The sequence below is a fragment of the Polaromonas sp. genome (genome assembly GCF_043778355.1).
Lineage (GTDB): Bacteria > Pseudomonadota > Gammaproteobacteria > Burkholderiales > Burkholderiaceae_C > Polaromonas.
The window spans coordinates 21783-35470 of the sequence record NZ_JAYWHI010000010.1; the positions used below are offsets into that span (position 1 = coordinate 21783).

General features: G+C 63.0%; 8 protein-coding genes. 4 read left to right on the plus strand and 4 right to left on the minus strand.

Annotated elements, in window-relative coordinates; all coding sequences use genetic code 11:
* Positions 1 to 62: 62 nt before the first annotated feature.
* From senB to ACH2CW_RS01540, 3 genes are read left to right on the plus strand one after another with little or no spacing between them, the layout of a single operon-like run.
* Positions 63 to 1073 carry a selenoneine biosynthesis selenosugar synthase SenB gene (gene senB, locus ACH2CW_RS01530; protein WP_395055087.1) on the plus strand — a complete coding sequence of 337 codons (1011 nt, stop codon included), beginning with the start codon at positions 63 to 65 and terminating at the stop codon, positions 1071 to 1073.
* A 6-nt stretch (positions 1074 to 1079) separates the two neighbouring features.
* Positions 1080 to 3362 carry a selenide, water dikinase SelD gene (selD, locus tag ACH2CW_RS01535; RefSeq protein ID WP_395055088.1) on the plus strand — a complete coding sequence of 761 codons (2283 nt, stop codon included), beginning with the start codon at positions 1080 to 1082 and terminating at the stop codon, positions 3360 to 3362.
* On the plus strand, positions 3356 to 4177 hold the full coding sequence (locus ACH2CW_RS01540) for an HAD-IIB family hydrolase (protein WP_395055089.1): 822 nt from the start codon (positions 3356 to 3358) through the stop codon (positions 4175 to 4177). Before selD ends, ACH2CW_RS01540 begins: the two co-directional genes overlap by 7 nt.
* Here the strand turns inward: ACH2CW_RS01540 and ACH2CW_RS01545 are convergent.
* Positions 4174 to 5007 carry a DUF4399 domain-containing protein gene (locus ACH2CW_RS01545; protein WP_395055090.1) on the minus strand — a complete coding sequence of 278 codons (834 nt, stop codon included), beginning with the start codon at positions 5005 to 5007 and terminating at the stop codon, positions 4174 to 4176. The genes ACH2CW_RS01540 and ACH2CW_RS01545 overlap by 4 nt on opposite strands.
* Before the next feature lie 112 nt (positions 5008 to 5119).
* The gene (gene uvrA / locus ACH2CW_RS01550; RefSeq protein WP_395055091.1) at positions 5120 to 10996 is read right to left on the minus strand and encodes an excinuclease ABC subunit UvrA; all 5877 of its coding nucleotides are present in this window, start codon (positions 10994 to 10996) and stop codon (positions 5120 to 5122) included.
* Positions 10997 to 11173: 177 nt separating this feature from the next.
* On the opposite strand from uvrA, the gene ACH2CW_RS01555 reads away from it, so the two are divergent.
* Positions 11174 to 12286, plus strand: coding sequence for an ABC transporter substrate-binding protein (locus ACH2CW_RS01555; RefSeq protein WP_395055092.1), 1113 nt, complete (start codon positions 11174 to 11176; stop codon positions 12284 to 12286).
* 199 nt (positions 12287 to 12485) lie between these two features.
* Here ACH2CW_RS01555 and ACH2CW_RS01560 read toward each other — a convergent pair whose 3' ends face one another.
* Both ACH2CW_RS01560 and ACH2CW_RS01565 read right to left on the minus strand, forming a co-directional pair.
* Positions 12486 to 12950, minus strand: a complete 465-nt coding sequence (locus ACH2CW_RS01560) for a hypothetical protein (protein ID WP_395055093.1) — start codon at positions 12948 to 12950, stop codon at positions 12486 to 12488.
* A gap of 276 nt (positions 12951 to 13226) precedes the next feature.
* On the minus strand, positions 13227 to 13688 hold a 462-nt coding region (locus ACH2CW_RS01565; RefSeq protein WP_395055094.1), incomplete at its 5' end, for an MFS transporter.

Here is a 13688-nt window from a genome sequence, read left to right on the forward strand (position 1 = left end):
GGCAAAACGGTATTAAACCCGACAACCCAAACCCTTGCGTCCGCCCTGCTACATTCCTGACGATGCCCTCCCCCGTTCTTCGCACCCGCGTGGTGATTGTCAGCCCCGCCCTGGCCGATGCCAACAACGGGAACTGGCAAACCGCCCGGCGCTGGCAGCAGATGCTGGCACCCCAGTCGGTGCGGATTGTGCGTGAATGGCCCGACGTGGCCGCATCGGCGCAAGACCAGGTGCTGCTGGCGCTGCATGCGCGGCGCTCGGCCGCATCCATTGCGGCCTGGGCGGCCGCGCGTGGCCAGTCCGGGCTGGCGGTGGTGCTGACCGGCACCGACCTGTACCGCGACATCCACAACAACGATGCGGCGCGCCAGTCCCTGGCGCTTGCGCAGCGCCTGGTGGTGCTGCAGGAATGCGGCCCCGACGCGCTGCCTGCGGAGCTGCGGGCCAAGACCTCGGTGATCTTCCAGTCCACCACAGCGCGCAAGCCCCTGGCCAAATCAGCCCAAATGCTGCGCGCCGTCATGGTGGGGCATTTGCGTGAAGAAAAATCGCCCCAGACCCTGTTTGAAACCGCTCGGCTGCTGGCAGGCCAAGCGACGCTGTTCATCGACCACATCGGCGATGGGCTGGACGCCGCTCTGGGCGAGCAAGCCCGTGCCACCGCCGCCGCCTGCCCCAACTACCGCTGGCTGGGTGGACAGACGCATGAAGCCACGCGCCGCCGCATCCAGCGCGCCCATGTGCTGGTGCACACCAGCCGCATGGAGGGCGGCGCCCATGTGATCATGGAGGCGGTGCGCAGCGGCACGCCGGTCATTGCCTCGCGCATTGCCGGCAACATCGGCATGCTGGGCAAGGACTATGCGGGCTATTTTGAGTGGGGTGATGCGGCCGCGCTGGCTACCCTGCTGCAACGCTGCCGCAACACGTCCGGCCCGCAAGGCCTGCTGGCGCAACTGGGCGCACAATGCGCGCGGCGTGCACCTCTTTTTGATCCGGGCGCTGAACGCCGCGCGCTGCTGCAACTGGTGCAGGAGCTGCAGCCCCTCCCCGCCAAGCCACCTTCTATCTGAACTGATATGCAATCGAGCGAACAACCTGTGCTGCGCGACATCGTGCTGGTCGGCGGTGGCCACAGCCATGTGGGTGTACTGAAAAATTTTGGCATGAAACCCATCCCCGGCGTGCGCCTGACGGTGATTTGCCGCGACACCGAAACGCCCTATTCGGGCATGTTGCCGGGTTACATCGCCGGCCACTACAGCTACGACGATGTACATATAGATCTGAACACGCTGGCCGCTTTTGCCGGTGCGCGTTTTTTCCGCGATGAGGTGATTGGTCTGGACCGGGCCAACGGCAAAGTCATTTGCCGCCACCGCCCGCCGGTGCCGTACGACAGGCTGTCCATCAACATCGGCTCGGCGCCACAAATCGGCCAGGTGCCCGGTGCGGCAGAGCATGCGGTGGCGGTCAAACCGATTCATCTGTTCAATGAGCGCTGGCTGGGCTTGCTGGCCCGCGTGCGGCAACATCCGGGCAAAACCCGTATTGCCATCGTTGGCGCAGGCGCCGGCGGGGTCGAGTTGACGCTGGCGATGCAGCACCGGCTGCGCGGCGATCTACACGCTTTGGGTCGTGACCCGAACGAGCTGGCCTTTCACCTGTTCAGCAATACCGCCGACATTTTGCCCACCCACAACCTGCGTGTACGCCAGGCGTTTCAGCGTGTGCTAACCGAGCGCCAGGTGGTGTTACATCTGAACAGCGAAGTGACGCAGGTGTCGGAGCGCAGCATTAAAACCAGCGACGGCACGTTGATGGAGATGGACGAAATCGTCTGGGTCACGCAGGCCGGCGGTGCCGCCTGGCTACGCCAGACCGGGCTGGCGCTGGACGCCGGTGGCTTCATCGAGGTCAACGACCAGTTGCAAAGTATCAGTGACCCGGCGGTTTTTGCAGCCGGCGACATTGCCGCCTTCAGCAGCCGCCCGCTGCCCAAGGCCGGTGTGTTTGCGGTGCGCCAGGCCAAACCGCTGGCCGCCAACCTGCGCCGCTCTGTGCTGGGCGAGCCGCTGGTCAGCTACCGGCCGCAACGCAACTGGCTGGCGTTGATCAGCACCGGCGACCGTTTTGCGGTCGCCTCGCGCGGCGCGCTGAGCTGGCGGGGCGAATGGGTCTGGCGCTGGAAAGACTGGATTGACCGGCGCTTCATGGACAAATTCCAGACCTTCCCGGTGATGGACGACAGCGCCATGGGCCAGACCGCGCCGTCCCGCGTCAAGCTTGATCAGGAAGAAGCTGCGCAGGCGATTTCCGCCATTGCCATGCGCTGCGGCGGTTGCGGCGCCAAGGTCGGCGCCACAGTGTTGTCCCGCGCACTCGGCGCCCTGCAGCCGATAGACCGCGACGATGTACTGATTGGCCTGCACGCGCCCGACGATGCGGCGGTGGTGCGCGTGCCGCCGGGTAAGGCCATGGTGCACTCGGTCGATTTTTTTCGCGCCTTCATCGACGACCCCTACCTGTTTGGCAAAGTCGCGGCCAACCATGCGCTCGGCGATATTTTTGCGATGGGCGGCCAGGCGCAGTCGGCCACCGCCGTGGCCACCGTGCCTTCCGGGCTGGAGGCCAAGGTGGAGGACGTGTTGTTCCAGATGATGACCGGCGCAGTGGAGGTACTCAACGAAGCCGGCTGCGCGCTGGTCGGCGGCCACACCGGCGAGGGCAAGGAGCTGGCGCTGGGTTTTGCGATCAACGGTCTGGTCGATGAAGACCTGCACACGGTGCTGAAAAAGGGCGGCATGCGCCCCGGTGACGTGTTGCTGCTGACCAAACCGATTGGCACCGGCACCTTGTTTGCGGCGCATGCGCGGCTCAAAACCCGGGGCCGCTGGATTGATGCGGCACTCAGCTCAATGATCCAGTCGAATCGCCTGGGCGCACAGTGCCTGCAAGCGCACGGCGCCACCGCCTGCACCGACCTCACCGGCTTTGGCCTGCTGGGGCATCTGGTGGAGATGACGCGGCCTTCCGGCGTGGATGCCGAGCTGCACCTGGCCGCGCTGCCGCTGCTCGACGGCGCGCTGGAGACCAGCGCGGCCGGTATTTTGAGCTCCCTGCAGCCGGCCAATGTGCGCCTGCGCCGCGCCTTGCGCAACCAGGCCGAAGCGGTCACGCACCCGGCCTACCCGCTGATCTTTGACCCGCAAACTGCCGGCGGCTTGCTGGCCAGCGTGCCCGCCGACCGGGCCGATGCCTGTATCGCCGCCCTGCGCAAACTCGGCTACGACAAAACCGTGGCGATTGGCCGCATCCTGCCGCAGGGTGATGCGCTGGAACCCATCGTCCTGAAATGCTGAGCCTCGACGCTTGGCCGCTGGCCGACCGGCAAGGCATCACCGGCGTCTTCACCGACATCGACGACACGCTCACAACGGACGGCGCGATCACGGCAGACGCTCTGCGGGCGCTGGCAGACCTGAAAGCCGCCGGATTGCAGGTGGTACCGATCACTGGCAGGCCGGTGGGATGGAGCGAACCTTTTGCGCTGGCCTGGCCGGTCGATGCCATCGTGGCGGAAAACGGCGCTGTGGCACTTTTTAGAGATCAAATCGGGCTTCAGCCCATATCCGGCGGTCGTGAGCTGCTATCAAAAATATACCAACAAGACAGACCGACACGGCTGGCCAACTACGCCCGCATGCAGCAGGTGGCGGCTCGTATCGTCCGCGAAGTGCCTGGCACGGTGATCTCACAAGACAGTCCGGGGCGTGAAACCGACATCGCCATCGACCACAGCGAGTTTGTGCATCTGTCACCCGAAGCCATCGCCAAGGCCATGCAGATCATGCAAAGCGAAGGCATGAACGCGACCGTGAGCTCCATCCACATCAACGGCTGGTTCGGCGCGCACAACAAGCTGGCAGGCGCGCGCTGGATCGTGCGCGAGCTGTTCGGCCGCGACCTGGATACCGAGATTGCGAGCTGGGTCTACATCGGCGATTCGACCAACGACCAGCTGATGTTCGAGGCCTTTCCGTACTCGGTGGGCGTGGCCAACATCCGCCGCTTCGAAGCCGATCTGAGCCACAAACCGCGCTACATCACGAACGGTGAACGCGGCGCCGGCTTTACCGAAGTAGCGGGGGCATTGCTGGAGGCGCGCGTCGCCTAGCGTGCAGCGACCGACAGCGTCGATGGTTTGGCGGCGCTGAGCACCTTGCCGTCAGCCGCGTTGCTGACCATCTCCAGCCGCAGGTTGTAGTCGCCAGCCGGCGGATTGAGCCAGGTTTCTGTCTGCCCAGCCGTGAAGTCGAGCACCTCCGGCTTGCGTCCGGCACGCTCCATGGTCAGGCGGAAATGTCCGGTGTCGGCTGCTTTTGCCCCCCCATGCGACACGTTGTAGCCCGTGGCGTGAAACTGAACCCGAAACGGCCCTTTGATGGTTTCACGGTCGACCGGGCTCAACAGCTCAACGCGGGGCGGTCCCTGCACCGAGGCCGGCGTCACCGCCTTGTTCTGTTTGCTGATGGTCACACTCAGGGGTTTGCTGTAAACAAAGTAAGGGATGTGACCCTGGTCCGCCAGCAGCAGGCGGAAGGTGTACTTGCCTGGCGGCAGGTTGACGACCATTTCCATCTGCCCCTTGCCGAAGTGAATGTACTGGTCGGTGAAAGGCAAGGGCTTTTTGAAGTCCAGCGGCAAATCCTGGTTCACCAGCAAATGGTGGTGGCCAGCGCGGCCGGCGGTCTGGCCTGCAGGCACCAGGCCGCGCATGGACAGGCCAAACCGCGCCACAAACGGCGCTTCCAGGGTGGCGCCATCCTTCAGGTTGGTGAAATAGGTCTCGGCCGCACGCGGCGCCGGCACCACCCACGGGTGGGGCAAGGCCTCGCCCTCGTCCGTTGGAACAGGGGCCGCAGGAACCTGGGCCGACACCCCGGCGACTGCGCTTATCAAAAGTGAAAAGAAAAGGGTCTGCAAGCGCCAGGTAGAGCGTGTCATGGAATGTTCTAAGAAAAACGTCAGAAAATACTGAACGGTAATTTTAAGAACAAACGGTTACAACTTGCCACCAAAGCCCGCAAGGCCCTTTGTTATTGCGGGTTTTCCGTTGTTAACGGGCAAGCACGCTGGCAAGCGCCTTGCCGGTGTGGGTACCCAACTTCACCACGGCCTCCGGCGGTGCCGACGCCACCACCTGGCCGCCGGCGTTGCCGCCATCCGGTCCCAGATCGATCACCCAGTCAGCCTCGGCAATCACGTCCAGGTCATGTTCGATCACCACCACGCTGTGGCCGCCGTTGACCAGGCGGTGCAACACATGAATCAGCTTTTCCACGTCAGCCATGTGCAGGCCCACGGTCGGCTCGTCCAGCACGTACAGGGTGTGTGGCGCCTTCTGGCCGCGCCGGGTGATGTCGTCGCGTACTTTCGACAGTTCGGTCACCAGCTTGATGCGCTGGGCCTCGCCGCCCGACAGCGTCGGTGAGGGTTGGCCCAGCGTCAGGTAACCCAGGCCCACGTCTTTCAATAACTGCAGCGGATGCGCAATGTTGGGCATGGAGGCGAAGAAGCCGACGGCCTCGTCGACTTCCATGGTCAACACGTCGCCGATGTTTTTGCCACGCCAGGTCACGGCCTGGGTCTCGGGGTTGAAACGCGCGCCGTGGCAGGTTTCGCAGAGCACTTTCACATCAGGCAAAAAGCTCATGCCGATGGTGCGCACACCCGCACCCTCGCAGGTCGGGCAACGGCCTTCGCCGGTGTTGAAGCTGAAACGCCCGGCACTGTAACCGCGCGCCTTCGCCTCCAGCGTGTCGGCAAACAGCTTGCGGATGGTGTCCCAGAAACCGATGTAGGTGGCTGGGCAGGAGCGCGGCGTCTTGCCGATCGGTGTCTGGTCCACTTCGAGCACCCGGTCCACCGCAGCGTACCCCTCGATGGCTTCACAACCGGTCCAGGCCGGTGTTTTGCCTTTGTCGTCGGCATCACGTCCGGCTTTGGTCGAGCGCAACATGACGCCGGCATGCACATTGGTCAGCAACACATCGCGCGCCAGTGTCGACTTGCCGGATCCCGACACACCGGTGACGGCCACCAGCCGGTGCAGCGGCACGGTGACCGAGACCTTCTTGAGGTTGTGCAGATCAGCATTCACCACGGTAAGCCAGGCCGTGAAAGGCCCCGCCGCGACAGGCGCCGCGTTGTGCAACGCGCTGGCACTGGCCGCCGCGGCTTTCAGCGCCGCCGCCTTGAGCAGCGCTGCTTTCTGTTTGCTGACCGGTTTGGCCTGCACATCGCTGACGGCCTGCGCAGCAGCGGGCGCCACGCCGAGGCGGGTTTCGCGACGTAACTGCAATGGATGAATCAGCGGATGGGCCAGATAACGCCCGGTCAGCGAATCCGGCAAGGTGGCCAGGTGCGCGGCCGTGCCCTGCCCCACCAGTTGACCGCCGCGCTTGCCGGCGCCGGGGCCGATGTCGATGATGTTGTCGGCGCGGCGAATCGTGTCCTCGTCATGTTCGACCACCACCAAGGTGTTGCCGCGTTCACTGAGTTTGCCTAAAGCGCGCAACAGGATCTGGTTGTCGCGCGGGTGCAGGCCGATGGTCGGTTCGTCCAGCACATAACAGACGCCCTGCAGATTCGAGCCGAGCTGCGCGGCGAGCCGGATACGCTGCGCCTCGCCGCCCGACAGCGTGGGCGCGCCACGGTCCAGCGTCAGGTAGCCCAGGCCCACGTCTTCGAGAAATTCCAGCCGGCTTTTGATCTCGGGAATCAAATCACGGGCAATGCCGGCTTCGCGACCGGACAACGACAGCTTCTCGACCCAGGCGCGCACATCCGTCACCGACAGCGCCGCGATGTCGGCAATGCCGACACCGGCAAACTTCACTGCGCGCGCCTGCGCATTCAGGCGGGTGCCCAGGCAGCCGGGGCAGGCGGTGTCCGTCACATCGTCGGCTTCGGGCTCGGCGAAACTCTGCTCGCGGCCCTTGTTGTCATCACTCTGCACCGAGTCGTCGAACACCTTGCGCTGTTCTTTCGTGAGCTTGGCGCCGGTGCCAACACAGTCCGGACACCAGCCGTGTTTGCTGTTGTAGCTGAACAGGCGCGGATCCAGCTCGGGGTAAGACGTGGCGCAGACCGGACAGGCGCGCTGCGTCGAGGAGGCCTGCAGCTTGCCGAGCTGTTTGGTGGACGTGCCGGCCATCATCGCGCCGCGCAAGCCAGTCAGCGGCGCCAGCACATGCACCACGCCCTTGCCGTGCTGCAGCGCCGTGGCCAGTGCCTGGCGCAATGCGGCTTCGTTGTCGGGCGTCACATGGATGTCGGCAATCGGCAGTTCGACCGTGTGTTCCTTGAAACGATCGATGCGCGGAAATTTCGTCGTCGGCAAAAACTCGCCGTCGATACGCAGATGCGTGTAGCCACGCGGCCGCGCCCAGTCGGCCAGCTCGGTGTAGACACCCTTGCGGTTGATCACCAGCGGCGCCAGCAGCCCGATGTGCTGACCACGGTAGGCCTTGAGCAACTGGGCAGCGATGCTTTCCGGGCTTTGCGGCATGACGGCGGCGCCGTCTTTGGTGCAGTGCTGAATGCCGAGCTTGACATAGAGCAGGCGCAAAAAGTGCCAGACCTCGGTGGTGGTGCCAACAGTCGACTTGCGCCCGCCGCGCGACAGCCGCTGCTCGATCGCCACCGTGGGTGGAATGCCGTAGACCGCATCGACCTCGGGGCGACCGGCCGGCTGCACGATGCTGCGCGCATACGCGTTGAGCGATTCGAGGTAACGCCGCTGGCCTTCGTTGAACAGGATGTCGAAGGCCAGGGTGGATTTTCCGGAGCCCGACACGCCAGTCACCACATTGAACTTGCCGCGCGGAATATTGACCGACAGGCTTTTCAGGTTGTGTTCCTTGGCGTTGACGATCTGGATCAGGTTGGAGAAGGCCGGCTTGGACTTCCACACCTTGACGCGCGCTTCTTCCACCCCGTGCACCTGACCCATGGCCGCCTCGTACTCACGCAGCGCCAGCGCGGTGTGCGATGTCGGGTGTTCACGCACCGCCTCGGGCGTGCCCTGGGCCACCAGCAGGCCACCGGCTTCGCCACCTTCGGGTCCCAGGTCGATCAGCCAGTCGGCAGACCGGATCACGTCCAGGTTGTGCTCAATGACGATCAGCGAATGCCCAACGTCCAGCAGCTTGCGCAGCGCCCGCATCAGCTTGGCGATGTCGTCAAAATGCAGGCCGGTGGTCGGCTCGTCGAACAGGAACAGCGTGCCGCGGTTGATGTTCTTGAGCGCCAGCGGCTGCCGGCTGACACTGGCGGTTTTGGACGCGCCGGCCAGGAAACCGGCCAGTTTGAGGCGCTGCGCCTCGCCGCCCGACAAGGTCGGCACCGGCTGTCCCAGCTTGACGTACTCGAGCCCCACATCGACAATCGGCTGCAGCGCGCGTATGACTTCGCGGTCCTGCGCAAACAACTGGCTGGCCTCGCTGACGGTCAGGTCCAGCACGTCAGACACATTCATCAGGCGCGGATGCACATCACCGATGGCCTTGCGCTCAATCGTCACCTCCAGGATTTCGGGCCGGTAGCGCTTGCCGTCGCAGTCCGGGCAACGCAGGTAAACGTCGCTGAGGAACTGCATCTCCACATGTTCGAAACCCGAGCCGCCGCAGGTCGGGCAGCGCCCGTCGCCATTGTTGAAGCTGAACTTGGACGAGGTGTAGCTGCGCTGCCGGGCCAGTGGCGCCTGGGCAAACAGCTCGCGCACCGCGTCCCAGGCGCCGACGTAACTGGCCGGGTTGGAGCGCGCGGTCTTGCCTATCGGTGACTGGTCGACAAACACCACATCGGTCAAATAGTCGGCGCCCATCAGGCGGTCATGCTGGCCCGGCGTTTCGGTTGCTTTGCCGAACTGGCGCAGCAGTGCCGGCGCCAGGATGTCCTGCATCAAGGTCGATTTGCCTGAGCCGCTGACACCGGTCACGCAAACCAGCCGCTGCAGCGGAAACTCCACCGTCAGGTTTTTCAGGTTGTGATCTCGCGCGCCTTCAAGAATCAGCCGCGGTGTGTTGTCCGTGACGGGTCGCTTGAAACCCATACCGACCTGCTTGCGCGATCCGAGATAAGCACCGGTCAGGGTGTCGGCATGTTTGAGGTCTTCCGGCGTGCCGTCAAACACGATCTGGCCGCCCTTTTCTCCCGGGCCAGGTCCCATGTCAATCATGCGATCGGCCGCCATCATCACCGCCGGATCATGTTCAACCACCACCAGCGTGTTGCCGGCATCACGCAAGCGGTGCATGGCCTGCGTGATCCGATTCATGTCACGTGGATGCAAACCGATAGACGGCTCATCAAGCACAAACAGCGTATTGACCAGCGAGGTGCCCAGCGCCGTGGTCAGGTTGATGCGCTGCACCTCGCCGCCCGACAAGGTGCGGCTTTGCCGGTCCAGCGTCAGGTAGCCGATGCCGACATCGCAGAGGTATTTGAGGCGGGTGTGAATTTCCTCGAACAGCGACTTGAGCGCCTTGAACTCGGCATCGGGCACGCTGCCATCCTGCAACGCGGCCGGCGCCAGCCCATTGAAAAATTCACGCAGGCGGTCAATCGGCAATTGCATCAGGTCGTGCAGGCTCAGGCCGGGCAGGGCCTCCAGCTGCGCGCGGCTCCAGTCCACACCGACCGGCATGAAGCGTTTTCCGGGCGACAGCGCCGCGTCGGCGGCCTCCTTGGAGCCGAGGCGCCAGAGCAGCGCTTCAAGCTTGAGGCGCGCACCGCCGCAGGTTTCGCACGGCGTGTAGCTGCGGTACTTGGACAGCAGCACCCGGATGTGCATCTTGTAGGCCTTGGTCTCCAGATAGGCAAAAAAGCGCTTGATGCCATACCACTGCTTTTTCCACTGCCCGTCCTTGTAGCCGGGCGTGCCGTGAATGACCCAGCGCTGCTGCTCTGGCGTGAGTTTGTACCAGGGCGTGTCGCGCGGAATGCCTGCGGCTTCCGCGTGGCGCATCAGGTCGTCCTGGTTTTCGGCCCAGGCCGGCGTCTGCAGGGTCTTGATGGCGCCGGAGCGGAGGGTCAGCTTGTCGTTGGGTATCACCAGTCCGTAGTCCACGCCAATGACACGGCCAAAACCGCGGCAGGTGTCGCAAGCGCCCATGGCCGAATTGAAGGAGAACAGCGAAGGCGTGGGCTCGGCGTAACGCAGGTCGCTGTCGGGGCAATGCAGGCCGGTCGAAAAGCGCCACATTTCTTCTGCCGCGCCCTCTTCTGCGGACTGCACGTAAACATTGAGACGGCCGCCGCGTTTGAGCGCCATTTCAATCGCTTCGACCACGCGCGACTTTTCAGCCGCATGAACGCGGAAGCGATCGGCCACCACATCGAGCAGCTTGTGCGGGCCGGCCGGCGTCGCGACGTCGCGTTCGGCATGCACACGCGTGAAGCCGCTGGCCGACAGCCACTGCGTCACTTCCTCGGCGCTGGTGCTTCCGGGCAGCTCCACCGGGAAAGTCATTACCACGCGTGGATCACTCCCGGCAGTACGCGCAATCAATTCGGCATAAATCGATTCAGGGGTGTCATGGCGCACCGCCTGCGCGGTTTGTTTGTCGAACAGCTGCGCGGCGCGGGCATACAGCAGCTTCAAGTGATCATTGAGCTCGGTCATGGTGCCCACGGTGGAGCGCGAACTGCGCACCGGATTGGTCTGGTCAATCGCAATCGCCGGCGGCACCCCTTCGACCTTGTCGACCGCCGGTTTGTCCATGCGGTCCAGGAATTGCCGCGCGTAGGCCGAGAAGGTCTCGACATAACGGCGCTGGCCTTCGGCAAACAGGGTGTCGAACACCAGCGAGGACTTGCCCGAGCCGCTGGGACCGGTGACCACCGTCATTTCACCCGTGCGTATGTCCAGATCGAGGTTTTTGAGGTTGTGCTGGCGCGCGCCGCGAATGCGGATGATTCCCTGGGACATGGGTGGGGGCTTTCCTGAAGAGGTCAAACATTCTAGACAGCGCACCCGCGCTCACGGTGTGTGGGGTTAAGGCGGCCAGCAGCTACAACTGGACACATTCTTCTGGTTTTCCCGCCCGTAGTTTCCACAGCCGCCATGCAGGCTCTCCCCGTAAACTTGCAGACCTAGGAGAATGACATGAAGAAACTGAATCTGTGGTTGGCGGGCCTGGCCCTGGCCACCCTGAGCCACGCCGGCCAGGCGCAAATTTTGATCGGGCAAACCGCAGGCTTCACTGGCCCCGTCGGGGCGGGCGTCAAGGAAACCACCGACGGCGCCAAGCTCTATATCGACGCCATCAACGCCAAGGGCGGCGTCAATGGGCAGAAAATCGAGCTGATCTCGCTGGACGACAAGTTCGACCCCAAACTGGCTGCCGAAAACGCCCGCATACTGATTGAAGATCAGAACGTGGCGGCCATGTTCCTGACGCGCGGCACCCCGCATACCGAAGCCATGCTGCCCCTGCTTGAAAAATACGGCGTGCCGCTGATTGGCCCGTCCACCGGTGCCATGGTGCTGCATCAGCCCGTCAAAAAGCAGGTCTTCAACGTGCGCGCCACCTATCAGCGCGAGGCCGAAAAAGCCGTCGCCCACCTGAACTCCATGGGTATCACCCGGATCGGCATTTTTTACGCTGACGACAGCTTTGGCGCCGATGGCGTGGCCGGTGCGCAAAAAGGACTGACAGCGGCCAAGCTGCAGCCTTCGGTGCTGGAAAAGTTCAACCGCAGCAAACCTGACTTTGCACCGCTGGTACCCAAGGTGGTGCAGACCAATACGCAGGCGGTCATTATGGTGGCCTCTGGCCAGGCGGTGGTCGATGGCACCAAGGCGCTGCGCGCGGCTGGCTCCGCAGCGCAGGTGGTGACGCTGTCCAACAATGCATCGAGCGGCTTCATCAAAAGCCTGGGCGAGAACGCGCGCGGCGTGATCGTGACCCAGGTCTTCCCGTATGAGCGCTCCATCGCTTATGGCATGGTCAAGGAAGCCCAGGAGCTGTCCAAGGCCAAAGGCACGGGCGACATCAGCCCGGCGATGCTGGAAGGCTTTGCGGCGGCCAAGGTGCTGGTCGAAGGACTGCGGCGGGCCGGCGCCAAACCGACGCGGGAAAAAGTCCAGACCGCGCTCGAAAGCATACGCAAATTCGATATCGGCGGCCTGGAGGTGAACTATTCCACCGACGACCACACCGGGCTGGACTTCGCCGATTTATCCATCATCGGATCCGACGGCAAGTTCCGGCGTTAAGCGGGCGCGAGGGAAACGACAAGCGCATGCGGGTGGTCTGCCCAGCTTATGGCCCAACCGCCCTTGTGCTTCGATACAGGCATTCCCGCGTTCCTTGTATCAACCCGGACAATGCAGTTGCTGCGTGCCCAGCGCTCAGGAAAAAGTCCCAATGCGCTTTCAACGTCGGCATGGACGTTATCACTACACAGCGAAGTTTTCAGTCGTGCAAGGCCTGTTCCAGCGCCTCCGCCTTGGCGGGCCCCACGGCGCTCCGGATGGCAGGCAATAGCGCAAGCAAGGCGTCCAGATTACCTGCGCCTTCAACCGCCAGATTGAGACGGAAACCTTGCAGGCCCAGGCTTGCCGTCAATTGCGCTGCGACAGGATAGGCTTTTTTGTACCGCTCTTGCGAGGTCAGCCGTGTTGCAGTCGCCTCGCGCACGTTGACCTGAGCTTGCGTTTCCACCACCACATCGGGTGGCACCAAAAAGCCAAGGCCGATCAGATGGTCAACGTCTTCTTCCAACACACCCATGGCCGCCGTGGCCTGCAGCACCTCCGTGAGGTCGCGGTTTCCATCAAACAGAATGAAAGCAGATCGCTGACGGGGCGTCAGCACGGACCGATCTTTCAAGGCAAGTTGCCCCGCTTCAGATTTGTGGTACTTCGTGGTGTTGCGCAAGTTGTGGCCCTATGGACTAGCGGCCCGGCGCTGGCGTGGAACCCGCCACAACGGGAGCATGGGCAGCGTCGCCGCCATGCTTTTCACCCCCCAGATCGATGTCGCCGCCTTTACTGAGCATGTAAAGGGCCAGGGCCGCAAAGGCTACAAATCCAATCACTAATTTCCACATTTCGCAGTCTCCAATAAAAAAGACTCCCGCGCATGAACGAGAGTCTATCGAGTTTCTAAAGTTGAAGGCCCCGCGTTTTTACCGACGAGGCCTTACTGGTGATTTCAATCGTTGGCGTAAATATCAACGTCTTTGGTTTCCTTGACCAGCAACATGCCAATCACGAAGGTGCCGGCTGCAACAACGACCGGATACCACAGACCATAATAAATATCGCCGGTCGCCGCGACCATCGCAAATGCGGTCGTCGGCAGCAAACCGCCAAACCAGCCATTACCAATGTGGTACGGCAAGCTCATCGACGTGTAGCGAATCCGCGTTGGGAACATTTCTACCAGCATGGCAGCAATGGGGCCGTACACCATGGTGACCAGGATCACCAGATACACAAGAATCACACCAATCATGAGCTTGTTCATGCTCTTGTCGTCAGCCTTGGTGGTCAGACCGTTTGCCTTGGCATTGTCCAGCACAGCTTTCTTGAAGTCAGCGATGCCTTTTGCGCTCTCCGCAGAGAAGGCATTGCGCTTGTCGTTCAAAGTTGCGTTCAGCGATGGCACGGAAGT